Source organism: Ruegeria sp. BB6, assembly GCF_056539385.1.
Genome location: NZ_JBQFUW010000001.1, coordinates 1 through 23,774, shown reverse-complemented (window position 1 = coordinate 23,774; position 23,774 = coordinate 1). Strand labels below are relative to the sequence as shown.

Sequence of the window (23,774 nt, the reverse complement as noted above, 5' to 3'; positions counted from 1 at the left end):
GCGGCTATCCCATCGGGGCAAAAAGGTCGTTTGAAATGCGCCTTGTGTCGAAAATCGACCGACCTGAGCCCATATAGAAGTTTAGAACCGGTCCATCTGGTTAGGAGGAATCACACGCGATGCCTGACGTCACCATCGTTTACTGGCGCGATATCCCAGCTCAAGTCATCGTCGGCAAAGGCCGACGGGGTGCCAAGCGACAGTTGGAAGAACGGTTCGAGCAAGCCATCGACCGGGCGGCCATGAAGGTGAACGCCAAGGACAGCGATGCCTACCTTGCCGAATGGCGCAAGGCTGAACCCTTTGCAATCGAGGGCGATCCGTCCGAGATCGCCGAGGCAGAAGCGGCGCGTTTGGAAACGGAATACGATCAAGAGCGTATCAAGGCTCTGATCGCCAATGACGGTTGGGCATGAGCCCCAAATCTATATGGGAGGCCGTGATGGCTTTGCTGAACTTCAAAAAACGTGATGCGGTCGAAAACGGCCCAGTGAATCCGACCGTCGAAGCCTTTTTGCAGGGCTATTCGATCGAGGTGATGCCCCGCACCGCTGAAAAGGTCGAGGATTTCCGGGCGCTGTTGCCCGAAGGCACTCGCGTCTACATCGCCCATATCGAGGGCACCCCGATCGAAGATATGGTCCAGACCGCCAAACGCATCGCTGCCGAAGGCTATCCGGTCATGCCGCACTTTCCGGCACGGATCATCAAGGATGCCGCCACGCTGGAAAACTGGATTTCGATGTATCAGGGCGAAGCGGGCGTTGAACAGGCGCTTTTGCTGGCTGGTGGAGTCGCCAATCCGCATGGCGCGTTCGACAGCTCGATGCAGCTGTTAGAGACCGGCCTTTTCGACAAGGCAGGCTTCAAGCGTCTGCACGTTGCAGGTCACCCCGAGGGCAACAAGGACATCGACCCGGACGGCTCGACCAAAAACGTCGATGACGCGCTGCGCTGGAAACAGAAGTTCAACGAAACCACCGATGCTGAAATGGCGCTGGCGACGCAGTTCGCGTTCGACGCCAAGCCGATCATCGAATGGGCGGATGGTCTGAAGGCTGCGGGCATCGACCTGCCGATCCATATCGGTATTGCAGGCCCGGCCAAGCTGCAGACCCTGATCAAATTCGCGATCGCCTGCGGCGTTGGCCCCTCGCTGAAGGTTCTGCAGAAACGCGCGATGGACGTGTCCAAGCTGCTGCTGCCCTATGAGCCGACTGATGTGATCACCGAACTGGCCAACCACAAGGCGGCTAACCCAGATTTCAACATCACCAACGTGCACTTCTTCCCTCTTGGCGGCATTAAGACCAATGCCAACTGGGCCATCAACAACGGCGGCGCTTCGGCAAAGCCTGTAAACTCCTAAGGAACGGATATGACCCGTACAGTCGTAGAATCAAAAACAAAAACTGCCGTTCTGGGCTTTGACGAACCGTTCTGTGTGATCGGTGAGCGGATCAACCCCACAGGCCGTAAGAAACTGGCCGCGGAACTGGAAGCGGGCGACTTCTCGACCGTTGAAAAGGACGCGCTGGCACAGGTTGCAGCGGGCGCGACCGTCCTGGATATCAACGCGGGCGTTGTCTACAACTCGAACCCCAACCCCAACGAGACCGAGCCACCGCTGATGCGGAAGATCGTCGAACTCGTGCAGGGTTTGGTCGAAGTGCCGCTGTGCATTGACAGCTCGGTTCCTGGTGCGTTGGAAGCCGGTCTTGAGGCGGCAGAGGGCCGTCCGCTGCTGAACTCGGTTACGGGCGAGGAGGAGCGTCTGGAACTGGTTCTGCCGCTGGTCAAGAAATACAACGTGCCGGTTGTGGCGATCTCGAACGACGACACCGGGATTTCCGAAGACCCCGACGTGCGGTTTGACGTGGCCAAAAAGATCGTGGAACGCGCCGCCGATTTCGGCATCCCGGCCCATGACATTGTGGTTGACCCGCTGGTGATGCCGATCGGCGCAATGGCAACCGCCGGTCAGCAGGTATTTGCCCTTGTCCGTCGCCTGCGCGAGGAACTGGGCGTGAACACCACCTGCGGTGCGTCCAACATCTCGTTCGGTCTGCCGAACCGCCACGGTATCAACAACGCCTTCCTGCCGATGGCAATGGGTGCTGGTATGACTTCGGCGATCATGAACCCGGTGGCTCTGCCGGTGACGCAGAAGAAGATTGCAGAAAAGAAAGAGGCGGTCGCCGCGGCTGGCATCATTCTTCCAGACGGTATGGACGATGAGGCGTTTGTTCAGATGTTCGGTCTCGGTTCAACCAAACCGCGCGCCGGCAAAGAGATGGAGGCCATACGCGCCGCCAACTTGCTGACCAACAACGATGCTCATGGTGGCGAGTGGATTCGGTTCAACAAATCGCCCGAGGAAGCCGGTGCAGCAGGTGCTGCAGGTGGTCGTCGTGGTGGTGGTCGCCGCCGCCGCGCCTGATCCGCAATACGTTTTGATACAGAGGCCGGGCAAAAGCCCGGCCTTTTTCGTTTTGACACCGATCAATGCCGGGCTCGTGCGAAACTGCGACACTGATCGCGATCCGTCTAGAGAGGCCGCGCACTTTCATGAGTAAACATCTTCCTCCCAAGCTGGCCGATGCCGATCTGGGCAAGCGGCTGGGCAAAAAAGAGTATTTTGAACAACTTGTAGACCTCCAATCGCAACTGGCGTTGATACAGCAGGCGTTTTTGTTCCACGGCGCCAAAGGCGTACTGGTGTTTGAGGGATGGGACGCAGCGGGCAAGGGCGGTACGATCCGGCGGATCAGTCAGGCGCTTGACCCGCGTAGTTTCAAGGTATGGCCAATCGGTGCACCGCGAAACTATTATCTGAACCGCCATTATCTTCTGCGGTTTTGGGAACGACTGCCGCCAGAAGGGGCGATTTCGGCATTTGACCGCAGTTGGTACGGGCGCGTGTTGGTTGAGCGGCTGGAAAAATTCACTCCCGAACACCGCTGGCGTGCGGCCTATCGCGAAATCAACGACTTTGAGCGGATGTTGGTCGACGATGGCACTCGGATTGTAAAGTTGTTCTTCCATATCTCGCCCGAGGAGCAGATGGCGCGGTTCACCGAACGTCTGCGCAACCCGATGAAACGCTGGAAGTTGACTTATGAGGATTTCCGCAATCGTGAACGCTGGGCCGAAGCTCAAGTAGCCGTAGATGAAATGTTGGCTCGGACATCGACCGAGATTGCACCGTGGCACGTTATCCCAGCGAACAACAAAAAATACTCTCGGATCAAGGCGATGCGTGCCATTGTCGAAACGTTCTACAAGGACATCGACCTGAGCCCGCAACATCTGGATCAGCGAACCCTTGATGCCGCGCGCGCAGCCTTGGACGTTGAACAATCGCTGATCGACAGCTTGCGTGCCCGGACAGAGTAATCATGCGGTTCCGTGTTGAAACGCGCTTGAAGCTGGTCCCGAGCCAATGCTATTTAATCCCACGCGGCGGGTATGATGTAATGGTAGCCTGTCAGCTTCCCAAGCTGAACGCGCGGGTTCGATTCCCGCTACCCGCTCCATAAAATTCCATTAATTATTTGAAATTAAACAATATAAAAATTGGTCTGCCGTAGTTGCCCCACATTCTGCCCCACATCTGAGTTTTTATACCCGTCGATTAGGCGGCCTTTCTTTCGATCAGGTTTTCCAGATCCGCGACCTTCACCAGATTGACGCCTGTGCCACGGTGAATGGTCAGTTTCGCGTCTTTCTCGGCCCGATAGATCGAATACTGCGACAGATCGTAGAGTTCCGGGATCTGTGACAGCTTCACGTAAATTGGTTTAGGGTTGTTCATGCGTCACCTTTTCAATTTTGCGGTTGCCAGTTTCAGCCCCAACGCTTTGGCGTCTTTGTAGATGGTGCTGTCTCGCATTGGAAAGCGAAACGCTGCACAACAAGACAGCGGGCGGGATCTCTTTTCCGATCCAGCCGAGCCAGATGCAGGACGACCCGATGGCGAGGGCCATCTTGCAAACGGAGACATTCAGCGAGTTCCTGAGCGATCTCTACCAGTAGAGAACCGCAAGAAGCCTAAACGCGAGAACACAGAGGCCAAGACAGCCTTTCAGGTGCAGTATGCGCCGCGTTCTGACGCGCGAGTTTATGTTGATCAATCTAGAGCGGGTGTCGGTCGGGTAAGTTTACGAAAAGCTGAGAACGAGCTAGCGGTCTTCACTCTTCGACCCCAATGTGACCTTTGCCAAATCCAGCCAAGACTTTCGTTGGTCCGGAGATAGCGAGCGAAATGCTTCTATTATGAGAGCCTCTTGTCTTTGATCAGGTGCATTGAAGTCTACGATCTCTTTAGGATCTACTTCCAGTGCTGCAGCGATTGCGGCCAGCTTCTTAGTTGTCAATTCTCTCGCACCGCTTTCTAGCTGCGCCAAATAAGATCGTGAAAATTGTATCTTATTTGCAAGCTCTTCTTGCGTAAGGCCCCGTGCTACACGGATCTCTTTGATTCTAAGTTTCATGTCTCTAAACAACCGGAAGCTTACAATGTTATCAAGAGTTTAAATCTTGCTCTGTAGAGTATCATTTTGTGTTTGGCGAACTGAGTTCTTGCCGCTCAACGTGCATGAAAGACAATTGCTCAGGCTAGGGCGTTAGCTCATTGCCTTTTCAGTTTTATTTCTATGCGACATGTTGCTTCAATGGGAGGCTAAAGTGAATGTGTCACTAAATAGTCTATGCGTCTGCCGGGGTCGGCATAGGGGTCTGGATTGAGGTCATGAAGGTTATTGAATTAAAAAAATAAATTGTATTTTTGAGGTCAGTCAGAGGTCAGCCAGAGGTCACTAAAGAAACAATTAAACAAATACATTGGTGGTGGAGGGGCGTGAGGTTGCTTGCATGTGTTGCTAGTAGCGTCGTTGTCGCCTAACCTGAGTGGGATTTTGAGGCGCAAGAGGCCCGGCCCCGGAATGAGCAACGCAACCAACAACCCAGCACTGGCAGATACCGCATGGCTCGGCCCATACGGACTGAACCTGCGCCAGCGGGATTTTGTGCTTGCCTACCTTGCCGAACCGAACGCGAAACAGGCTGCAATCAGCGCCGGATATGCGGAAGGATCAGCAGAGGCCCAAGGGTCGCGATTGTTAAGCAATGTTAAGGTCGCCTCAGCCATCGCAGAGACCCGGAAACAGGTCGAGAGCAAGGCTATGCTCGACGCAGAGGGGATTGTTGGCCTCTGGACACAGATCGCACTGGCAGACCCCAACGGACTGACATAGCACATCATCGCGCCCTGCCGTTACTGCTACGGCATCAACCATCAGTTCCAGTGGAAATCAGAACGGGAGGTCACCGAGCGCAAGGCAGAGGTCGTGTTCTCGATGTTCCACTACGAGAAAGCGCGTGACGTTGCGATGTCGGGCGCAATCGAAGATCCGCGCATCCCTGACGACGCGGGCGGCTACGGCTATCGCCTCACAGATCCACCAAATGCCGCCTGTCCTGAGTGTTCCGGCATGGGGATCGAAGTCACCCGCATGGCCGACACCCGCAATCTCAGCCCCGCTGCGCGCCTCCTGTTCGATGGCGTGAAGGAAACCAAGCAGGGTATTGAAATCAAGATGCAGGACCGCGCCAAGGCGCTGGAGAATATCGCCAAGCACTTCGGCATGTTCGCAGGCAAGGTCGCGCCGGAAGAGACAAGCCCGCTCGACCGCCTTGTTCAGCGCATGATGGGCACAGGGAACGCAGTACCCGTCAAACCCGGCAACGAAAGTGACTACTTGGTTGGTGCGCCCTCTATCGCAGGCCGTCGCTGGTGAAATGGATGGTACCGCTGAGAGCCCTTCGGTCATATAGCCCAGCAACGCCACGTGTTTTCGGGAAAATATTCTCGATGCGGTTGAGACGCTCGTGGTCGAGCCAGAATTGATGCGATATGGGAAATCCTCCTGTCGCCCTTGAAACACGATAGCGCAGTTGACGGAATCTACCGAGTACTGACCGCTCAGCATGAGAACCCGTCATCCGATAGAAACCGTCTTATGATGGCAAAGAGCTCAGAGGTGACCTTCCCACATTATCTTTGGATTAGCGGGAAGCAGCCTTGATGGGTCATTCGGTTGGGTTTCTTTCTGGCTTTTCGGTTGATACAAAAGGAACTGCAATCTGACCCCAAACACGAGCGCATTGTCTGCTTTGGAGCTGGTGTTCCAAAGACGCTAAACGTCAGCGGGCAGAACTGGGTAATCGGATACACACAGTGGGTAGAACGCCTCGTATGTCGTCCGGCCTTCTGATCCATCGGCGGCGGGTTCCGCACAATTCGCGGCCACTAAGTGCAAGTCATCGTGAAACCTCGACCGCCGAACAAGGCTGGCATTTGCTTCGCGTTCTGCAACCATGTCATTGCCTTCAGGCCAACCTATTCTTCCGAACACCATCAAACCGCCTTCGAACGTTTAGCTCCCAGACAGAACGACACCACCGGTTCCGATAGTTAGAATGCACAAATTTGGCATCACGCACTCAACCCAGCTATGCGACCCAACACAACGGCACTCAGCAAGCCATTTCCGGAAAGATACCCGCTGTCCCCTTTGCCCGACACACCAACAGCCGCGCCGCCGCCTGCATAAAGGTTGGTGAATGCGGAGCCGTCCTCTTTGAGGACGCGCGCAGAGGAGTCGACGCGCAAACCGCCTTGGGTATGGAATAGGGCCCCTGAGACGCGGACGCCCATGTAAGGTGGCGCCAAAGGTGGCGGGTTGAAAGATCGGCCGAATTGATCCTTGCCGCCAATGGGGATTTCTCGAATTGCTTGTTCCAAAGCCAATGATGGTAGCCCTAGTGCCTTCGATAGGTCTTTGATTGTATCAGCGGACCGGATCGCGCCTGTTTCTTCCGCGCGCTTGAAATCCTCGAACTGGCGCGCAATGGCGGCGATGCGGCCGTCAAAGATCGCGAAGGCTTCTCCGTCGGGCTGCGCCAGTACCGCGCGGGCGGCCTCAGAATAGCCTTGAGACTCGTCCCAGAAACGATGACCGTCGCGGTTCACCTGTATGCCGCCTTCGGTAATCACCGCCCAGGTTATCAGGATTCCATGTGGGTGCGCGACATTGCCATGGCCTTGATAAGCCCCCAGGTTTTGCAGCCCTGCACCCAGCCCCTCTGCCCACATAACAGCCTCACCTCGGTTACCGCAATGCCCGAACCACAGTGCATTTTCGATTTGCGGCATATGCTCTGAAACGAGGGCGGGGTTGCCACCAAAACCGTTGCAGGCAAGGATAAGCCGGTCGCAGGCAATGGTTTCGACTGTTGCGTTCGGGCCTACTACGGCAACACCTGAAATCTGGTCCTGATTCCGAAACAGCGTTGTGGCGCGGCGATTGCAGATGATGTCCAAACCTTCACGCTCGCAGGCGCTGCGAAGCGCGTCGATCAACTCTTGTCCCGAGCGCGTCGGCAGCCCGTGCATCCGACGGCGCGAGTGACCGGGGTAGTCGAAATCCGTGACAACCGAGAAGGGCAGGGCGTGGCGTTCATACAGCCAGTCGATGACTTCCGCGGCATTGCTGGTCAACAAATCGACCAGAGCTTGATCGTTCTCGCTGTGGGCCTTCGACTGAATGTCGCCGGCAAAGAGAACCGCGTCGTCCATGATCCCCGCGGCCTGTTGAACTTTTGTGCCAGAAGCAGGGATCAACCCGGCGGACAACGCGGTTGAACCGCTTGGAACCGGATCGGCTTCGATCACCAGCACGTCCTGTCCCGCCTCCGAAGCCGACAGGGCCGCGACCAGACCGCAAGCCCCTGCGCCGATGATCAGGGTACCGGTCTTCAGATCAAACTGATCGGGTGCTAAACTCTCAACCGTGGGCGTCATCATAGCGGGCCCCGGCATCGAGCATCTCGGCGGTTCCGATGACTTCGTTCAGACCGCCGAAGTCGAACATGTTCTGTGCGAAGGGCTTGTTGGAGCCATTCTCTGCCAGGCTCTGATAGTAGGCCTGAGCGGTTTTGGCCAAAGCCCGGACGATCCCGCCGGGGAAAATGACGATGGAATAACCCTGAGCCTCTAGATCGTCGGCACCAAGGATCGGGGTCGCGCCGCCTTCGACCATGTTCGCCAACAGGGGAACGCGCGGGGCAAACCGGTCAGCGATGGACGTCAGCTGTTCGAGGCTTTGGGGCGCTTCGAGGAAAAGTACATCCGCACCAGCCTCAAGATAAGTTTCCGCGCGCTCGATAGCTGCGCTGAACCCCTCAACGGCGATGGCGTCCGTGCGGGCAATGATTAGCGTTTCACTTCTGGCGCGCGCGTCGGCCATCGCTGCTATCTTTCCAGCCATTTCCTGCTTCGGGATAAGGGATTTGTCCGTCAGATGACCGCAGCGCTTCGGAAAGGTCTGATCTTCGACTTGCAGTGCGGATGCACCGGCACGCTCATATAGTCGCATGGTACGCTGAGCGTTCAATGCGTTTCCAAAGCCGGTATCGGCGTCGATGATGACGGGTAACGAGACCCGATCGGCAATCAGCGACATCGTGTCCGCCATCTCGGACGCCGTAGATAGCCCGATATCGGGACGGCCAAGTCGCGTGTACGCTACAGCCGCGCCGCTCAGATACAGCGCCTCGAAGCCTGCTTTTTCTGCCAGCGAAGCCGTCAGACCGTCATACACGCCTGGTGCAACCAGAATTTCTTTCTTTGCCAGTCGGGATTTAAGACTCATTTGGCTCCCTCCAACCAGTTCAACATTTGATCGCAATTTCGCTGATGCGTGACGGTGCCCAGTGACAGGAGTGTTGCGTCATGAACCTCTTGCCGAAAGGCGGCACATCCGTCTGTCAGCATAACGGTGTCGAAATCCCGCAAATGCGCATCGCGCAGAGTTGAGGCAACACCGCCATTGGTCACGATGCCCCCGACGATCAGGTTCTCGATACCCAAAACGCGCATCAGATATTCCAGCCGAGTCTGGTAGAAGGCCGAGTAGGCAACTTTTTCGATAACGAAATCGCAGGGTTGCATCGTATCGACCAAACTGTGACCAAACCCGCCCGGTGCGAAGTCGCCCTTGGTCAGGAACGGACGCAATTTCTGCAGGTGTGGCGCAATCAATGGCTCGCCGTTGCGGTCGGGTACAAGTGTGAACTGCGCCGAAAAATAGCGTCCGCCCGCGGCTTGCAACTTTCGCGCCAAGGGCGCGATGCGTTCGGGAAGAGCCGCGATTTCTTGCGCCGACTGGCCAGCGCGGCCATAGGCTCCCTCAGGATGAATAAAGTCGTTCTGAAGATCGATAGTCAGCAACGCCGTTTGGCGCGGGTCCCAGGTTTCTGGTTCGCTCATTCAGTCCTCCTCCCGTGGTTCGATAATCGTGTTGCCAAAGGAGTCCACGCGCCCTTGAAAATCCGGTTCGATCAGGACGGTCGTGTCTGGTTGGGTCAGAATGGCGGGACCTTTGACCAGCGTGCCAACCGGAAGCGACAAGCGATCATAGATGGCTGTGTCATGCCAGGCATCTCCGAAGTGAACTTTTCGCGTCGACGAGGGCGTGACACTGCCTTCTGTTGTGGGAGCAAGGGAAGAAAGATCGAATTTCGGCCGCTTGCCCGTTACAGCGCTACGCAGATTCAATATGCGCCGCACGCCGTTTTTCAGCAGTCTTCCATAGGTGGCGTTATAAGCCGTATCGAATGCCTCTTCGATGTCGGCTTTGCTTGGAGGTGCAACCTTGCCGTTTGTCATCGTAACGGTCAGTGGCACCGGCACGGTATGCGTTTGACCCAAATAAGCCATATCCAGCTCGAATGAGATCTCACGCCTGTCGAAGGTGGTCCGCGATGCGTCAAGCAGCGCCATACCCTGGTCCACGTGCTCTTGCATGAATGCGCCCAAAGCAGCTTTGTCCAACTGCGTGACCAGTGTGTTGATCGTCTGTACGAAATCTTGCCGCATGTCGGCGATCACACAACCTAGTGCCGAGGTGACACCAGGATAACGTGGAATGATCGCGCGGGCGATCTCCACTTCGGCCAGCATTGCCCCCGCATGCAAAGCTCCGCCACCACCGAACGGCATAAAGGCAAATCGTTTGGGGTCAAAGCCGCGCTCGATGCTTACAAGACGGATCGCTCCGGCCATACGGGAATTGGCGACGCGCAGGATAGCCTCGGCGGCCTCAAGCCTGGATAAACCGAGCGGTTCGCCGACGTGGATATCGATCGCTTTGCCAGCGGCCTCCACGTCCAGCCTTTCCAGTTTGCCACCGATTGGGTTGTCCGGATCGATACGACCCAACACGACATTGGCATCTGTCACCGTTGGACGATCATTTCCCAGACCGTAGGCAACAGGACCGGGATTTGATCCAGCGCTTTCAGGGCCGATATTTAACAATCCACCCTTATCGACCCAGGCGATTGACCCTCCGCCTGCTCCGATGGTTGTTATTTCGATCATTGGGCTGCGCACAACCATCCCAAAATCGATGGAGGTCTGGGCCGACAACATCGTCTGCCCCTGTGATATCAGCGAAACATCAAAACTGGTGCCGCCCATATCCCCCGTGATCACTTTGTCGAAGCCAGCAGACTGCGCAATGTAACCTGCTGCAATCACACCCGCCGCCGGACCAGACAATGCTGTACGCACCGGAAGGCGGGACGCTGTGTTGACCCCCATGACCCCACCATTGGACTGCACGATCATGAACTCGCCATCGAACCCGCCGGATTGCAGGGCGTTTTCCAGGCGGGTCAGATAGCCTGAAACTTCGGGTTGCAGATAGGCATTCAGCGCCGTGGTCGAGAACCGTTCGAATTCACGGATTTCCGGTAGGATTTCTGACGACGCGGATACATGTGGGTTTGGCCAAATCTCGCGTACGGCGGCGACAGCGGCGGCTTCGTTTTCAGGGTTGGCATAGGCATTGGCGAACAAGATTGCGATGGCTTCGCATCCTTGCTCTCGCAATTGCTCTGCTGCTTTGCGCACGGCAACCAGATCGACAGGTGTGCGAATGGTGCCATCCGCCAGAGTACGTTCCGGCACCTCCAGACGGTCGCGGCGATCCACAACGGGTTCGAAATCCCCGCGCAATCCCCAGGTGCGCGGCCGGTCCCTTCGACGCATCTCCAAGACGTCCCGCAGACCTGCAGTACAGATCACACCTGTCTTGGCCCCTTTGCGTTCCAGCAGAGCATTTGTGCCTGCCGTGGTGCCGTGCACCACTACTGAGATCTCGGACGGATCGTCGACCTCGCGCCCGATCCCGTCTAGGAACCCACCTGATTGATCCGGGCGTGTGGTTGGAACCTTGGCTACGGTTGCGCTGCCGTCTGCTTCGTTCAGAACAAAAACATCCGTGAACGTGCCCCCAACATCCACGCCGATCATACGTCCGGTCATGGCGCAAACTCCCGCCATGTGGTGCCGTAGACCTGATCCGCCAGTTCGGCACTCACAAGACCCCGAGCCACATCTTTGGCGATCGCTGCAGGAGCGCGGCGGCCCGCAGAGCCATAGCCGCCACCGCCGGGTGTCTCAAGGCGAACTGCTTGTCCTTGTTTCAATTCGATCCCTCTCATTTTTGAAACCAGCGGCGGTGCCTTCCACCCATCGTCTTGTTCATACGTGAAGACATTCATGGCCCCGTCGCCACCGTCGGCGATACCCTTCGGCGCGAACTTGCCGCGTTCGCCGAACAGAAACGCTTGAGCGCCGTTTTCCTCAAGAACTTCAATTTCATAGACAGCTCCAAGCCCCCCGCGATGCGCACCTGTACCAGCGCTGTCGGGGCGCAGAGACCACTGGCGAAACATGACCGGATAGGCGGCTTCAAGAATTTCCATCGGCGGGATCGTCGCCGTCGAGATCGGAGCGTTACCGTGGTTCAGCCCGTCGCTCTCGACCGAACCGCCGTGCCCCCCACCATAAAAGCTGAACATCACCCATGGCTGGCCGTTCGAGCGTTTACCGGCGATAGAAAGCGCATTGATTGTCCCGTAGGCATTGGCGACAACCCGATCCGGTGCGGCGTTGGCAAAGGCCGAGAATACAACATCGATCATTCGCAGAATGGTTTCTGTGTATCCACCTGTCGGGGCAGGGAACTTGGCCGCCAACAGGCTGTCTTCGGGCACGATGACTTCGATGGGACGCATCACGCCGGCGTTGGCAGGTAGCGCCGGAAAAACGTGTTTAACAGCCACATAGGCGGTTGCAACGGTCGTGGGTAGCGCGATGTTCACAGGCCCGGCGCATTGCGGAGACGAACCCGTGAAATCAAGCATCATTAGATCGCCTTTGATCTCAAGAGCCAGTTTGATGCGAAGCGGATCATCTGTGATACCGTCATTGTCCAGAAAATCTTCGGCCTCCCACCGGCCATCCGGCAAGTCCTGCAACTCAGATCGCATAAGCACCTCGGCCCGATCGCTGAGCGCTTCAAGAGCGGCTGAGACTGTTTCGGCATCATATTCGTCCAGCAACTCGTCCATTCTACGGACCCCAAGATCCAGAGCACCCAGTTGCCCGTTCAAATCCCCCATCGCTGATTGAGGTAGGCGGGTGTTACGCAGCAGAATGTCGATAATGTCCTGGTTAACCTCGCCTTTACGCACCAATTTTACAGGCGGCAGAACAAAGGCTTCCTGGAAGACTTCGGTCGCCGCCGGGTTATAGTTTCCCGGCACCGCACCGCCCACGTCGTGCCAGTGCCCAACTGACGCGAGATAGCAGAACAACTTGCCATCGCGGAAATAGGGACGCACCAGGCGCATATCAGACAAATGTGTTCCCCCGATATGCGCATCGTTGAAGATATAGATGTCGCCGTCTTCCAGATCCCCGTCCGCCGCGGCCTTTTCAATCACCGCTTTCACGGCAAAAGACATCACACCCACGAAGATCGGAAGCCCGGACTTACCCTGAACCAGAGTGTCGCCCGTTGTTGCAGAATACAGACCATGGCTGGCGTCATGCGCCTCGGCAATGATCGGGTTAAAGGCCGCCCGAAATAGGGTTGCGTCCATTTCGTCGGCGATCTGCTCCATGCGGCCTGCAAGTACAGTAAGGGTAATTGGGTCAATCTCGCTCATGCCTGCGCCCTTGTTTCTGCAATGTCATTCCAGACATCCTGACGTGTGATCAGATCGTTCCGAATCTCGAACCGGTCAATGAAGCGAATGCCTTGAAATGCTGAACCATCGGTCCATTCACCGGACAACGTTCCCCGGCAATAAACGATCGCAGCGTCGCCATCGCTTTGCATTGCGTCGAACCCCTCGTAGATTTTCGCGACACGGCGATACCGGTTTGCCGCCCAACTCCTTAGGTCCTCAAGATCTCGCATGGGCGCAGTTCCGGGAAACTGCATCACGAAGTCCGAGCTGAGCCTTTTGCGGGCGCTTTCAAACGCGCGGTCACTCATTTCGGACAGGAAGGCGCGCACGATGTGCTCGGGGTCTTCTTTGGCCCGAGCAGGCTGTCTGCTCTTGCCGCCGCGATAGTAGTTCTGGTCTGAAATGTCGTGGATCACGACGGTCACAAGCTCTGGCGCAGCAGGCACTACGAATCGCACAGCATTGGTCAGCGCCACGCCAAGCCTTTGTTTTTCTTGCGCGCTATAGCCCTCGATCACATGCAATTCGACGATCGGCATGCAAAAGCTCCTCCGATTATTGTATTATCTGTAATACAGGTTGCTATATAATTGTAAGACTATTTTTGGAGAGGCAATAATACTAAAGCTTGATTTTCCAAGTTCCGGTTTTACGATTGAAGGTGCTGTAAAAGGGGAATCAACGGGTGAACAAGATCAACGCGGCCAATCTACCGGACGGGACCAAGGCGCAACGAGTCTACCTGCATCTGCACGATCAAATCACCGAAGGGCAGCTTTCGGCGGGGGAAACCCTGCCCGGGGAGCAGCGGCTGGCCGAGAAATTCAGTGTATCGCGAGTGACAATACGACGGGCGCTGGACGCGCTTTCACGCAATGGCCTGATCGAGCGTCAGGCTGGAAGTGGTACCCGGGTTTCCGGCCAGTCCACCCTCGGTGCACACGCAGCGATGGATTTCAATACGCTCATGCCGCAGCTGGTCGAAATGGGGCAGAGCACAACCGCGCGGCTATTGTCCTTTTCCTACGGCAAAGCTCCAGAGGTGGTAGCAAAGGCCATGGGGCTTCCGAGCGACCATCAGGTGCAGATCGCAACGCGGGTGCGACTGACTGATGATGTCCCGTTTTCGCATCTGACTACCTATGTGCCCGCTGTGATTGCACAGAACTACTCGGAAAGTGACCTCGCCACGACACCGCTGTTCAAACTTCTGGAGCGTAGCGGCGTGCAGATTGAACGGGCGCATCAGACCGTCTCCGCAACATTGGCGGGGCCTGAAGTGGCTGAGGCATTGGGCGTTGCTGTCGGCTCAGCTTTGCTGTCGCTTAAGCGCATCGTTCGGGATGTCGAAGGAAATGGGGTCGAGTATCTTTCTGGCCTCTATCGTTCCGACATGTTTCGGCTTGAGATGCCTTTGGCGCGTGTGGGAACCGGTTCATCCAGGCATTGGGAGCCCGCGATCGGACGCAGCGAGGAGACCGGGAAATGAGCGCACCGCGCACCATGCTCGACAAACTCTGGGCCTCGCACGAGGTTCTGAGGCGCGAGGATGGTGTGTCGCTGCTTTGGGTTGACCGCCACTTGGTGCATGAAGGGTCGCATCATGCCTTTGCCAAGCTGACAGAGCGCGGCTTATCCGTGGCTGAACCTGCCCTCACGTTTGCGGTGGCAGATCATTACGCGCCTACAAGAAACCGAGACCGGATTGCCGATCCAAAGATTGCCCGGATGATCGAAACCTTGCGAAACAACGCGTCGGACCACAACATCAGACTTTTCGATCTGAGCGACCCGTCGCAAGGCATCGTTCACGTAATCGGGCCCGAGTTGGCTCTGACATTGCCCGGGCTGCTTATCAATTGCGGGGACAGCCACACATCCACTCACGGGGCATTTGGCGCATTGGCTTTCGGGATCGGGGCGACAGAGGTTGCGCATGTTTTGGCGACGCAGACGGTCTGGCAGCGAAAACCCAAGGCCATGCGAATAAGCGTCGAAGGTCGTTTGGGGTTCGGCGTCACTGCCAAGGACATCGCCCTGAACTGGATCGCGCAATTGGGCAGCGGCGGTGCGCAGGGCCACGCGATTGAGTATGCAGGTCAGACAATTCGGGATCTGTCGATGGAGGGGCGCATGACGCTGTGCAACCTCTCAATCGAAGGCGGGGCGCGGTTTGGCTTGGTTGCGCCGGATGAGGTCACGTTTGCCTATCTTGAAGGGCGCGAATACGCGCCTTCGGGCGCAGATCTGCAAAGAGCGCAACAGGTGTGGCGCGGCCTGATCACGGACGAGAGGGCAGTTTTCGATCGCGAGGTTACGCTGAGCTCAGCAGACATCGCACCAACCGTGACGTGGGGCACCAGCCCGGAACAGGCCCTGCCCATAACGGCCAACATCCCCAGTCCAGACGCCATTGATTCAGCAAGGTCAAATTCAGCACACGAAGCTTTGGAGTACATGGCATTGAGACCGGGGCAGCCTTTGGACGGTATCCCGGTGGATCAGGTGTTTATCGGCTCCTGCACGAATGGGCGCATTGAAGATCTTCGCGAGGCTGCTTTGGTGTTGTCTGGGCGCCAGGCGCGTGTGCCGGGGCTTGTCGCGCCCGGTTCGGCGCGCGTAAAGGCGCAGGCCGAAGCCGAAGGGTTGGACAGGATATTCCAAGATGCCGGGTTGGAGTGGGCCGCGTCAGGTTGCTCTATGTGCGTCGGCATGAATGGCGACGTTGTGGCCGAGGGCAAGCGCTGCGCATCCTCAACAAACCGCAATTTCCGCGGACGTCAGGGGCGCGGCGCGCGAACGCATCTGATGTCCCCGGCGATGGTAGCTGCAGCGGCTGTAACGGGTACAATTACGGATGTTAGGCCGCTTTTGCAGGGCAGGGCGGCGTGATGGCGGGGTGGAGCATTCAGCAGGGGCAGGCCCTGGCACTGGCGTTCGATAACATCGACACGGATCAGCTGATCCCGGCGCGTTTCATGTCAGTTCCGCGCAGTGAGGGGTATGGCCGCTATTTGCTTCACGACATGCGGCGGGACGACAAGGAACAGCTATCAGCGGATTTTCCGCTGAACCGCCACGAGGGGATCAGCATTCTGGTCGCCGGACATAACTTTGGCAGCGGCTCGTCGCGCGAGGCGGCGGTTTATGCGCTGGTCGATGCAGGCATTCGCGCGGTCATCGCACCCAGTTTCGGCGACATTTTCGCCAACAACGCCGTCAATAACGGCCTGCTGCCTGCTCGTGTCGACGCTAAGAAGGTGGCGCAAATACAGCAGGCGCTAAAAGATACCCCATGCCTTGCGTCGATTGATTTGACCAAGAACCGACTGATCCTGGGGGACATAACAGCGACCTTTGAGCTGGACGAAGGATGGCGTGTGAAGCTGATCAACGGCTGGGACGACATCGATCTGACCCAGCAGCATACGCGGACGATCAATGCTCATAGGGATAACCGCAACAAGGCCGCCCCTTGGGTCTGGCCGAACAAACCGGAATAGGACACGTCGCGCAAAGACGACGCAACACGGGTCAAGAGACCTGAAATTAGGGGAAACCAGGAAAATGCCCCTGAAACAAGTGGAGGAATAAATATGAAGATGAACGCATTGGCTGGCCTTTTGGCAGGAGCCGTGATCGCCGCCGGAACGGCCAAAGCCGAAGAAACGATCTCGGCGGTTCACGCCTTTCCTGAAACGCTGATCTATACCCAAAGCTTTCTAGACTTTGTCGACAAGGTAAACGAAGCGGGCAAAGGGGTCATTCAGATAGACGTGCGCGGCGGGCCGGAAGCCATTGGCATGTTCCAACAGCCCGATGCAGTGCGCGACGGTATCGTAGACATGGTTTACACTCCGGGCTCGTTCTACGGTGGGGCGCTGCCCGAGAAAGATGCGATGGTCGCGTCGAACCTGACCGCGATCGAAACCCGTGAAAATGGCGGCACGGAACTGATCGACCAGATTCATCAGGACAAAATGGGCCTTAAGTACCTCGGCTGGTTCGACAGCGGAGTCTGCTACAACCTTTGGACCCGTAACGAGCCCAGTTTTGACGCCGACGGCAATCTGGAAGTCGAGGGACTTAAGCTGCGCGGCAACAACGTCTACAACGCATTCTTCACCAATTACCTTGGTGCGCAAGTAATCGACCTGCCCACGGGCGAGGTCTACTCGGCCCTGCAGCGTGGTGTCGTTGATGCGACAGGCTGGACCCAGATCGGCCTGATCGACCTGAAATGGAACGAGTTCCTGAACTATCGCATTGAACCATGCTTCTTCTCGACTGATCTTGGCGTCATCGTGAACCTCGACCGCTGGAACTCGCTGTCTGAAGAGGCACGCACGATCCTGCAAGATGTTGCGATTCAACACGAAAAGGACAGTGTTGAAGCCCTGCGCAGCAAACGCGACGAAGACTTTGCGGCCCTGGACGCTGCAGGCATGACGGTTGTCACGCTGGAAGGGGAGGCGAAGGCAAAGTACCTTGCCGCGGCCCGCGAAAAGACATGGGAGCGTATGAAGGGCCTGATGGCCGAGCAGCCCGGCGGCACCGATAACTATGATCGCCTGATCGAGCTTTTCTACGATCTCGACGCTGCGAACTAAGATCACCGACAGGCCCGTCCCAGATGGGCGGGCCTTTCACTACCAGGGGCAGAGCAGGCGGGATGATGAAAAGGATCTATGACGCAGTGCTGTTTGGCATGGCCATTATCGCTGGCCTGTTGCTGGTTTGGCTGATGCTATCCGTCATCACGTCAGTTCTGATGCGAAATGCCGGGCTGCAACCCTTTGCTTGGCTGTTTACGTCTGCAGAATACGGGCTGTTGTACATGACCATGCTGGGCGCGCCTTGGCTGGTACGGGAAAAGGGCCATGTCCACATCGAACTGGTGACGGCCGCGTTGCCTGTTGGTTTGCGCCGGATTGTCAGCCGTGCGGTGGCAGCCGCCTGCGTGCTGATCTGCCTGATCCTCGCCTGGCAAGGGGCTGATCTGGTCCTGACGAATATCGAGCGCGGGGACTACGACACCCGCGCTTACTATTTCCCTCGATGGATGCTGACCATCGCCTTTCCACTATCGTTTGGAATGATGGCGATCGAATTTTCGCGCTTTGTCTTCGGGCCTGAGCTGATGCACAACGGAGAAGCAGGGATAAACGAATAATGGAGTGGTACGAAGCGCTTGCCCTGCTGCTTGGGTCGATAGTGTTCCTGATGGCCATCGGAATGCCCGTGGCACTGGCCTTTCTTGCAGCCAACATTCTCGGCGCCTGGGTCTTTATGGGGGGGGAGCGCGGCGTCACGCAACTCCTCAACAACGGGCTGGGCGCATTGACCAAATACGCGTTGATGCCAATCCCGCTGTTCTTGTTGATGGGTGAGATATTCTTCCACACCGGGTTGGGTGGGCGCATGTTCAGCGCGATAGATAAGCTGCTTGGCCGGCTGCCGGGACGGCTGAGCTATGTGACGGTTCTTGGAGGCACCGCGTTTTCAACGTTGTCGGGGTCGTCGATGGGCTCAACCGCGCTTTTGGGGTCGCTCATGGTCCCCGAAATGAACCGCCGCGGATACAAATCATACATGAGCATTGGACCAATTTTGGGAACCGGTGGCTTGGCGATCATCATCCCGCCCTCGGCGCTTGCCGTGCTTTTGGCCACTCTGGCACAGATAGACGTCGCGGCATTGCTGATAGCCGGAGTCATTCCCGGTTTGATACTCGCCTTGTTCTACATTGGCACAATCTGGCTCCAGACTCGGCTGGATCCCGAGGCGGCTCCTGCCTACGACGTCGAACCCATGTCGTTGGTGTACCGCCTGAAACTGCTCATGACTGAGGTCGTGCCGATGGTTGGCGTCATGGTCGTGATTATCGTCTTGATGATCCGCGGCTTTGTCACCCCATCCGAGGCAGCAGCGTTTGGCGCATTGGGCGTATTGATCCTGGCCGCGATTTTTCGCTGCCTTTCGTGGGAGGCGATCAAAAAATCGGTCATCGGCGCGCTCAAGGTCACGCTGATGGCCTATTTGATCGTCTTCGGCTCGGCCACGTTCAGCCAGCTTTTGGCATTTTCCGGAGCATCGCGAGGACTGGTGAATTGGGCCATCGCGTTTGAACTTGCTCCATTGGCCATGCTGACGGTGATGTTCGCTGTCTTGTTGTTACTTGGCATGTTCATGGAACAGATTTCGATCATGTTGCTGACCGTGCCTATCTTCTTTCCACTGGCGCAAACGCTCGGGTTTGATCCCATCTGGTTCGGTCTGATAATGTTGCTCTCGCTCGAGATCAGCTTCACTACACCACCATTTGGGTTGCTGCTTTTTGTGATGAAAGGTGTCGCGCCACCGGGCACAACGATGCGCGAAATCTATACGTCCGCATTCCCGTTTATTTTCTGCTCAATTTTGCTGGTCGTTTTATTGATCATTTTCCCAAACCTGGCTTTATTCCTGCCGTCCCTGTGAGAATGCTCTTTTATGGCAAATGGATGAATACCCTTGCGAAGGTCGCTGAGCGACGGTGCGTACGTTTCTTTCGACGACGCACAGCCAACATTCTGCGAGCAATCCACGCTAAACTTGCTTTGAATAAAACCAAACGGCAGGTTTGTCCGCACAGCGGTCGTTCAGGCGATCACGTCGCGCGGCGCTGCGGCGAATGGGCTCGGAGCGGACTTGCCGCGATGCAGCGGGTCGCTCTCCTACCTGCATTCTGCCATTTTAGATGAAACGCTGAGTACTGCTCCCGCCCAAAACCTTTGGAAATTTCGCTTTCTATGCCATCCTTAGGGAAACGAGGGGAGAAACATGAAAACCAATTTATTGGCAGGTATTGCCATTGTCTCCGGCGCAATGGCGTTTGCCGAACCATCTTTGGAGCGAGGCGAATACCTTGTTGAAGGACCTGCCGCCTGCGGCAACTGTCATACTCCACTTGGACCCGAAGGACCAATGATCGAATTGAACCAGGCCGGTCGCCTGGTGGAAAAAAATCCAGGCTTTACGGCAATTGCGCCCAATATCACCCCGGGTGGACGCGTGGCAGAATGGACAGACGAGGAATTTGCTCGGGCAATTCGGGAGGGGATTACCCCAGGTGGGTCGAGGGTAATAGGACCCCCAATGCCAATAGCACTTTACAGTCGGCTGTCGGACGACGACGTTCTGTCGATTGTGATGTACATGCGCAGTTTGCCAGCGGTCGAGAATGATCCCGGCGAGAGCGTCTACAAAATACCGTTACCTCCCGCATATGGACCGCCCGTCACAAGCGTCGTGCACCCAGAAGAAGGTGTGACCGTAGAGTATGGAGAGTACCTTGCCGGTCCGGTGGCGCACTGCATTGAGTGTCACAGTCCAATGGGCCCCATGGGGCCGGATTGGGTCAATCAGCTTGGTGCAGGTGGTTTTGAGTTCCATGGTCCATGGGGAGTTTCAGTTTCATCCAACCTGACAACGCATGCAGAAGATGGAATTGCCGAGTGGACGGATGCGGAGCTGAAGCAAATGATCACAACTGGCGTCCGACCCAACGGAAACCCGATGCTGCCGCCCATGGGCTACGGGTACTACAGCCGTATGACGCCCGAGGACGTCGATGCAATAATTTATTACTTGCGCCAACTTCCCTCGTTGTCGGATCCGACTTAACGCATTTGCCATCCATTCGAAGTCAAAATTTTCAGGCAAACCGACGTCATAGATGCAAGTCCAAACGTCAGCTTTATCCGCAAAGCGGTCGTTGAAGCGAATTGAAACTAGCGATCGCTCAGACCTCAAAGCAGTCGCTCAAAAACTTGAGATGCGCTGCAACGCAGAGAACGGTTATTTGGAGCCAAAGCAGCCTTCAAATTGAATTGTTTCTCAATTGTAAGCACCGGACGAATACGTCAATTCATAGGAATGGCTGTATAGTTCGAACACAATACCGAATGGATCTTCAACATAGACCATCCGGTAAGGTTTATCGCCCGGATAATAGTAACGAATGGGCATCCGCTGCTTTCCCCCTGCCGCTACGATTTTTTCCACCAGACCTTCCACGTCGGGATCTTGGATGCAAAAGTGAAATGTCCCATTGCGCCGGTAGTCCATGTTGTTTTCAGGCGCATAATTCCCGTCGAACTCGAAAATCTCAATCCCAACGCGATCCGCAGTCGCCATGTGAGCTATGCGCAGTTTTTTCCATTCTGGTCCAAAGACATCCGTGCACATTACACCAATATCGCTATCATCCTCGAGAACGTCTGTCGGCGGCATGATGACGTAGAAGCCAAATACCTCAGAATAAAATTTTACGGCTTCATCAACGTCTGGCACAGAAAGCCCTATGTGAGAAAAGGATCGAGGTGTGTGCGACATTGTAGTTCCTTTCAACTGTTTTGGACCAAAGTTCAGTTTCAATAAAATGATCTGCAAGTAGAAGTCTGCCTAACAAAGGAAAAGTCAAATTGTGATTGCCGAATTCACAGCTGCTGCCAGCAAATTGATTGACCCTTCAGCGTTGATCCACGGGTAGATATCTGCCCGGTATTGAAAGCGACCACGTCAGCAATGCAGGCGTCGTTTAGCCTGCAGAAAACGTCTTCTTCTTTATTGCGTCTAAAGCCCGTCGTAGCGCGGAAGTTCAAAGTACAGAGGTTCAAATTACAGTATTGCGCTTCTCAAAGTGCCGAGTGCATTACTAGTTCTGGTATGATTTTCTGCGTCCCAGCGACGACCGATTTCAAATATATTCGGGTAAAGCCATTTTGACGTTGCCACTGAGGAACAAGATAATTTTTGAAAATGGGCCTGAATTGAGCTTTCGAACTTCCCCAATTTTCTATCTCTGAGTTGCGACCGCCGGCAGTTGCACGCGGCCCGCGCGCTATGTCCACAAAATGAAATCCGTCCGCATTGTTCTTCCGTATCCAACTATGAAAATGGAGGTGTGGAATGTTACGGATAATTGTGCTTTGCGGCTTGCTATTGCTAGGCGAACAAGTGCGCGCCCTTGAACTTGACGCGAAGTTTGCCTCGATTGACGGGGGAACCTTGTCTTTGTCAGATTGGAACGGTCAACCGGTTCTAGTTGTCAATACGGCATCCCAATGCGCGTTCACCCGTCAATACCGGGGGCTTCAAGACCTTTTTGATCGGTATCGCAACCGCGGATTGGTTGTTGTGGCGGTCCCTTCGGATGACTTCAAGCAAGAACTGGCCACCAACGACGAAGTGCGCGATTTCTGCGAACTGCAATACGGAATCGATTTGCCGATGAGCGTGATAACACACGTGACCGGCCCTGACGCTCACCCTTTCTTCCGGTCCTTGAAAGAGGAGGAAGGATTCGTGCCAAGGTGGAATTTCAACAAGGTCTTGATCGGTCCCGATGGCACAGTCGTAGAAACCTACAGGTCGACCGTTGATCCGCTTTCGGCGTCCATTACGAACAAGATCGAGGAACTCCTGCCATGAAAAACCGCTCCAGCCGGATCACTCTACCCATTCATCACAAAACGCAAGCACCCAGATGATTGTGCGGGTATAGGACTTGAACCGCTCGTCCAGCAATGGCATCCCAAAAGGAAACCAGTCTCACGTGGAAAATGTCAGATGAAAAATCTTCTTCTAACGTGCTGCTTTGGATTTGTTTTTCTTGGGTTCACCGCGTTTCCGTCGGCTGCCCAGCCTCGGTTAGGATGGGCGTATCAGGTTGATGGGCTTGCCGCGTTTCAAGGGGATGCGGATTTGAGTGGCGGTGGGAAGTTCTCTGCAAGTCGAGCGTTTCTACGTGCTACCGCACTTTACAATTTAGAAGGCGGAAGCAGCGTTGGGCTTTCCACCAGCTTTGGCAAGCTGGATTATAATTTCAGCCAATCTAACAACCAGCCTTGGGAAAACATCCGGGACCTTCGCGTAGCTGTTCCTGTCCGGTTTCGTGTGGGGGATACAACAACGGTTTTTGTTTCGCCACAGATCAGGTGGGACTACCAAAGCGGGGCCTCCTCATCTGACGGTAGAACCTACGGTGTTTTTGCAGGTATTGCATGGCAACTGAACGAGCGCCTAACGATAGGTCCGGCCTTTGGCGCGTTTTCTGAATTTGACGAAAGCGGTACTGATTTTTTTCCGGCTCTGCTTATCGACTGGGACATAAATGACCGCTGGAATTTGAACACTGGCTCTGGTGTCGGAGCAACGCAAGGCCCCGGGTTGTCGCTGAGCTACGCTCTAAATGAGGCTATCGACCTTTCGTTGACCGCACGCTCAGAGAGAATTCGTTTCAGGTTAGATGGGGATGGCCTCGCCCCGGATGGGGTGGGTGAAGATAAGAGTATCCCTGTAGTTCTTTCTCTTGGGTACAATCCGAATCCTGGGGTTTCAATGAGCGTGTTTGCGGGCGCAGAATTTGATGGCCGCCTGACTTTAGATGATGCGAACGGAGTAGAAATCAGTCGGCAAAGGTATGACACTGCACCATTGGTTGGGCTGGCGTTTAGGGTCAGGTTCTGATCACGGCATCGAGCCAGTTTGCCATATGTGTGGGGAGGTTTTCTCGCGTCTGAGTTGAACCACTGCTTTGTCCGCAAAGAGGTCAGTTAGACGGAACATAGCGAATGGCTGCTCTGAGCCCAAAGCAGTCGGGAGATCTCTTTTACTTTGGGGTC

General features: G+C 55.8%; 24 protein-coding genes and 1 tRNA gene. 16 read left to right on the top strand and 9 right to left on the bottom strand.

Going from position 1 to position 23,774, the window contains the following annotated elements; genetic code table 11:
* Positions 1 to 119 precede the first annotated feature (119 nt).
* From ACR0B7_RS00125 to ACR0B7_RS00105, 5 genes are all read left to right on the top strand, one after another.
* Positions 120 to 416 carry a virulence factor gene (locus tag ACR0B7_RS00125; protein ID WP_170413140.1) on the top strand — a complete coding sequence of 99 codons (297 nt, stop codon included), beginning with the start codon at positions 120 to 122 and terminating at the stop codon, positions 414 to 416.
* A 26-nt stretch (positions 417 to 442) separates the two neighbouring features.
* Complete coding sequence (locus tag ACR0B7_RS00120; protein WP_170389312.1) at positions 443 to 1,369, top strand: methylenetetrahydrofolate reductase; 927 nt, start codon at positions 443 to 445, stop codon at positions 1,367 to 1,369.
* A gap of 9 nt (positions 1,370 to 1,378) precedes the next feature.
* Positions 1,379 to 2,440, top strand: a complete 1,062-nt coding sequence (locus ACR0B7_RS00115; protein WP_170389258.1) for a methyltetrahydrofolate cobalamin methyltransferase — start codon at positions 1,379 to 1,381, stop codon at positions 2,438 to 2,440.
* A 128-nt stretch (positions 2,441 to 2,568) separates the two neighbouring features.
* The gene (locus tag ACR0B7_RS00110) at positions 2,569 to 3,396 is read left to right on the top strand and encodes a polyphosphate kinase (protein WP_170576593.1); all 828 of its coding nucleotides are present in this window, start codon (positions 2,569 to 2,571) and stop codon (positions 3,394 to 3,396) included.
* Between the two features lie 66 nt (positions 3,397 to 3,462).
* Positions 3,463 to 3,536: transfer RNA gene (locus ACR0B7_RS00105), tRNA-Gly, on the top strand.
* Between the two features lie 98 nt (positions 3,537 to 3,634).
* Here ACR0B7_RS00105 and ACR0B7_RS00100 read toward each other — a convergent pair.
* Positions 3,635 to 3,814 (bottom strand): hypothetical protein, encoded by a 180-nt coding sequence (locus tag ACR0B7_RS00100; protein ID WP_170481984.1) that lies wholly within the window; start codon positions 3,812 to 3,814, stop codon positions 3,635 to 3,637.
* Between the two features lie 367 nt (positions 3,815 to 4,181).
* Positions 4,182 to 4,493: a helix-turn-helix domain-containing protein gene (locus ACR0B7_RS00095; RefSeq protein ID WP_170481986.1), complete on the bottom strand. Its 312-nt coding sequence runs from the start codon at positions 4,491 to 4,493 to the stop codon at positions 4,182 to 4,184.
* Between the two features lie 450 nt (positions 4,494 to 4,943).
* On the opposite strand from ACR0B7_RS00095, the gene ACR0B7_RS00090 reads away from it, so the two are divergent.
* Complete coding sequence (locus ACR0B7_RS00090) at positions 4,944 to 5,255, top strand: terminase small subunit (RefSeq protein ID WP_170481988.1); 312 nt, start codon at positions 4,944 to 4,946, stop codon at positions 5,253 to 5,255.
* A gap of 93 nt (positions 5,256 to 5,348) precedes the next feature.
* Positions 5,349 to 5,798 carry a terminase small subunit gene (locus ACR0B7_RS00085; protein WP_170569484.1) on the top strand — a complete coding sequence of 150 codons (450 nt, stop codon included), beginning with the start codon at positions 5,349 to 5,351 and terminating at the stop codon, positions 5,796 to 5,798.
* A 698-nt stretch (positions 5,799 to 6,496) separates the two neighbouring features.
* On the opposite strand, the gene ACR0B7_RS00080 is transcribed toward ACR0B7_RS00085, so the two are convergent.
* Genes ACR0B7_RS00080 through ACR0B7_RS00055 form a run of 6 tightly spaced genes read right to left on the bottom strand, consistent with a single transcriptional unit; the run spans position 6,497 to position 13,646 of the window.
* On the bottom strand, positions 6,497 to 7,864 hold the full coding sequence (locus tag ACR0B7_RS00080) for an FAD-dependent oxidoreductase (RefSeq protein WP_480680979.1): 1,368 nt from the start codon (positions 7,862 to 7,864) through the stop codon (positions 6,497 to 6,499).
* Positions 7,848 to 8,714 (bottom strand): isocitrate lyase/phosphoenolpyruvate mutase family protein, encoded by an 867-nt coding sequence (locus ACR0B7_RS00075; protein WP_170481997.1) that lies wholly within the window; start codon positions 8,712 to 8,714, stop codon positions 7,848 to 7,850. The genes ACR0B7_RS00080 and ACR0B7_RS00075 overlap by 17 nt, the downstream gene beginning before the upstream one ends.
* The gene (locus ACR0B7_RS00070) at positions 8,711 to 9,331 is read right to left on the bottom strand and encodes a cysteine hydrolase family protein (protein ID WP_170482000.1); all 621 of its coding nucleotides are present in this window, start codon (positions 9,329 to 9,331) and stop codon (positions 8,711 to 8,713) included. Before ACR0B7_RS00070 ends, ACR0B7_RS00075 begins: the two co-directional genes overlap by 4 nt.
* Entirely contained in the window at positions 9,332 to 11,392 is a 2,061-nt protein-coding gene (locus tag ACR0B7_RS00065; RefSeq protein ID WP_170482003.1) for a hydantoinase/oxoprolinase family protein, read from the bottom strand.
* Complete coding sequence (locus tag ACR0B7_RS00060; RefSeq protein ID WP_170576592.1) at positions 11,389 to 13,083, bottom strand: hydantoinase B/oxoprolinase family protein; 1,695 nt, start codon at positions 13,081 to 13,083, stop codon at positions 11,389 to 11,391. Before ACR0B7_RS00060 ends, ACR0B7_RS00065 begins: the two co-directional genes overlap by 4 nt.
* The gene (locus ACR0B7_RS00055) at positions 13,080 to 13,646 is read right to left on the bottom strand and encodes a tautomerase family protein (protein WP_170482007.1); all 567 of its coding nucleotides are present in this window, start codon (positions 13,644 to 13,646) and stop codon (positions 13,080 to 13,082) included. The genes ACR0B7_RS00060 and ACR0B7_RS00055 overlap by 4 nt, the downstream gene beginning before the upstream one ends.
* A 146-nt stretch (positions 13,647 to 13,792) precedes the next feature.
* Here ACR0B7_RS00055 and ACR0B7_RS00050 point away from each other — a divergent pair, with 146 nt between their 5' ends.
* The 7 genes from ACR0B7_RS00050 to ACR0B7_RS00020 all read left to right on the top strand — a co-directional run bounded on the left by ACR0B7_RS00050 (position 13,793) and on the right by ACR0B7_RS00020 (position 20,772).
* On the top strand, positions 13,793 to 14,596 hold the full coding sequence (locus ACR0B7_RS00050) for a GntR family transcriptional regulator (protein WP_170482009.1): 804 nt from the start codon (positions 13,793 to 13,795) through the stop codon (positions 14,594 to 14,596).
* Positions 14,593 to 15,999, top strand: a complete 1,407-nt coding sequence (leuC, locus tag ACR0B7_RS00045) for a 3-isopropylmalate dehydratase large subunit (protein ID WP_170482012.1) — start codon at positions 14,593 to 14,595, stop codon at positions 15,997 to 15,999. Before ACR0B7_RS00050 ends, leuC begins: the two co-directional genes overlap by 4 nt.
* A complete protein-coding gene (gene leuD, locus ACR0B7_RS00040; RefSeq protein WP_170569481.1) occupies positions 15,999 to 16,610 on the top strand; it encodes a 3-isopropylmalate dehydratase small subunit in 612 nt (203 codons plus the stop codon). The genes leuC and leuD overlap by 1 nt, the downstream gene beginning before the upstream one ends.
* 93 nt (positions 16,611 to 16,703) lie before the next feature.
* A complete protein-coding gene (gene dctP, locus ACR0B7_RS00035) occupies positions 16,704 to 17,717 on the top strand; it encodes a TRAP transporter substrate-binding protein DctP (RefSeq protein ID WP_170482018.1) in 1,014 nt (337 codons plus the stop codon).
* 62 nt (positions 17,718 to 17,779) lie between these two features.
* Positions 17,780 to 18,280, top strand: a complete 501-nt coding sequence (locus ACR0B7_RS00030) for a TRAP transporter small permease (protein ID WP_480680689.1) — start codon at positions 17,780 to 17,782, stop codon at positions 18,278 to 18,280.
* Positions 18,280 to 19,587, top strand: a complete 1,308-nt coding sequence (locus tag ACR0B7_RS00025) for a TRAP transporter large permease subunit (RefSeq protein WP_170482024.1) — start codon at positions 18,280 to 18,282, stop codon at positions 19,585 to 19,587. The genes ACR0B7_RS00030 and ACR0B7_RS00025 overlap by 1 nt, the downstream gene beginning before the upstream one ends.
* Positions 19,588 to 19,929: 342 nt before the next feature.
* The gene (locus ACR0B7_RS00020) at positions 19,930 to 20,772 is read left to right on the top strand and encodes a cytochrome c (RefSeq protein WP_170569478.1); all 843 of its coding nucleotides are present in this window, start codon (positions 19,930 to 19,932) and stop codon (positions 20,770 to 20,772) included.
* Positions 20,773 to 20,985: 213 nt separating this feature from the next.
* Here the strand turns inward: ACR0B7_RS00020 and ACR0B7_RS00015 are convergent, their stop codons facing one another.
* A complete protein-coding gene (locus ACR0B7_RS00015; protein ID WP_170412909.1) occupies positions 20,986 to 21,483 on the bottom strand; it encodes a lactoylglutathione lyase family protein in 498 nt (165 codons plus the stop codon).
* Between the two features lie 576 nt (positions 21,484 to 22,059).
* Between ACR0B7_RS00015 and ACR0B7_RS00010 the strand changes: the two genes are divergently transcribed.
* Both ACR0B7_RS00010 and ACR0B7_RS00005 read left to right on the top strand, forming a co-directional pair.
* Positions 22,060 to 22,581, top strand: coding sequence for a glutathione peroxidase (locus tag ACR0B7_RS00010; protein ID WP_170569475.1), 522 nt, complete (start codon positions 22,060 to 22,062; stop codon positions 22,579 to 22,581).
* A gap of 138 nt (positions 22,582 to 22,719) precedes the next feature.
* Positions 22,720 to 23,619 carry a hypothetical protein gene (locus ACR0B7_RS00005; protein WP_253282851.1) on the top strand — a complete coding sequence of 300 codons (900 nt, stop codon included), beginning with the start codon at positions 22,720 to 22,722 and terminating at the stop codon, positions 23,617 to 23,619.
* The last annotated feature ends 155 nt before the right edge of the window (positions 23,620 to 23,774 follow it).

What these genes read in the sequence shown, in the direction of transcription:
- ACR0B7_RS00125 (WP_170413140.1), top strand. Translation starts at nt 120, where the DNA reads ATGCCTGACGTCACCATCGTTTACTGGCGCGATATCCCAGCTCAAGTC.
- ACR0B7_RS00120 (WP_170389312.1), top strand. Translation starts at nt 443, where the DNA reads ATGGCTTTGCTGAACTTCAAAAAACGTGATGCGGTCGAAAACGGCCCA.
- ACR0B7_RS00115 (WP_170389258.1), top strand. Translation starts at nt 1,379, where the DNA reads ATGACCCGTACAGTCGTAGAATCAAAAACAAAAACTGCCGTTCTGGGC.
- ACR0B7_RS00110 (WP_170576593.1), top strand. Translation starts at nt 2,569, where the DNA reads ATGAGTAAACATCTTCCTCCCAAGCTGGCCGATGCCGATCTGGGCAAG.
- ACR0B7_RS00100 (WP_170481984.1), bottom strand. Translation starts at nt 3,814, where the DNA reads ATGAACAACCCTAAACCAATTTACGTGAAGCTGTCACAGATCCCGGAA.
- ACR0B7_RS00095 (WP_170481986.1), bottom strand. Translation starts at nt 4,493, where the DNA reads ATGAAACTTAGAATCAAAGAGATCCGTGTAGCACGGGGCCTTACGCAA.
- ACR0B7_RS00090 (WP_170481988.1), top strand. Translation starts at nt 4,944, where the DNA reads ATGAGCAACGCAACCAACAACCCAGCACTGGCAGATACCGCATGGCTC.
- ACR0B7_RS00080 (WP_480680979.1), bottom strand. Translation starts at nt 7,864, where the DNA reads ATGACGCCCACGGTTGAGAGTTTAGCACCCGATCAGTTTGATCTGAAG.
- ACR0B7_RS00075 (WP_170481997.1), bottom strand. Translation starts at nt 8,714, where the DNA reads ATGAGTCTTAAATCCCGACTGGCAAAGAAAGAAATTCTGGTTGCACCA.
- ACR0B7_RS00070 (WP_170482000.1), bottom strand. Translation starts at nt 9,331, where the DNA reads ATGAGCGAACCAGAAACCTGGGACCCGCGCCAAACGGCGTTGCTGACT.
- ACR0B7_RS00065 (WP_170482003.1), bottom strand. Translation starts at nt 11,392, where the DNA reads ATGACCGGACGTATGATCGGCGTGGATGTTGGGGGCACGTTCACGGAT.
- ACR0B7_RS00060 (WP_170576592.1), bottom strand. Translation starts at nt 13,083, where the DNA reads ATGAGCGAGATTGACCCAATTACCCTTACTGTACTTGCAGGCCGCATG.
- ACR0B7_RS00055 (WP_170482007.1), bottom strand. Translation starts at nt 13,646, where the DNA reads ATGCCGATCGTCGAATTGCATGTGATCGAGGGCTATAGCGCGCAAGAA.
- leuC (WP_170482012.1), top strand. Translation starts at nt 14,593, where the DNA reads ATGAGCGCACCGCGCACCATGCTCGACAAACTCTGGGCCTCGCACGAG.
- leuD (WP_170569481.1), top strand. Translation starts at nt 15,999, where the DNA reads ATGGCGGGGTGGAGCATTCAGCAGGGGCAGGCCCTGGCACTGGCGTTC.
- dctP (WP_170482018.1), top strand. Translation starts at nt 16,704, where the DNA reads ATGAAGATGAACGCATTGGCTGGCCTTTTGGCAGGAGCCGTGATCGCC.
- ACR0B7_RS00030 (WP_480680689.1), top strand. Translation starts at nt 17,780, where the DNA reads ATGATGAAAAGGATCTATGACGCAGTGCTGTTTGGCATGGCCATTATC.
- ACR0B7_RS00025 (WP_170482024.1), top strand. Translation starts at nt 18,280, where the DNA reads ATGGAGTGGTACGAAGCGCTTGCCCTGCTGCTTGGGTCGATAGTGTTC.
- ACR0B7_RS00020 (WP_170569478.1), top strand. Translation starts at nt 19,930, where the DNA reads ATGAAAACCAATTTATTGGCAGGTATTGCCATTGTCTCCGGCGCAATG.
- ACR0B7_RS00015 (WP_170412909.1), bottom strand. Translation starts at nt 21,483, where the DNA reads ATGTCGCACACACCTCGATCCTTTTCTCACATAGGGCTTTCTGTGCCA.
- ACR0B7_RS00010 (WP_170569475.1), top strand. Translation starts at nt 22,060, where the DNA reads ATGTTACGGATAATTGTGCTTTGCGGCTTGCTATTGCTAGGCGAACAA.
- ACR0B7_RS00005 (WP_253282851.1), top strand. Translation starts at nt 22,720, where the DNA reads ATGAAAAATCTTCTTCTAACGTGCTGCTTTGGATTTGTTTTTCTTGGG.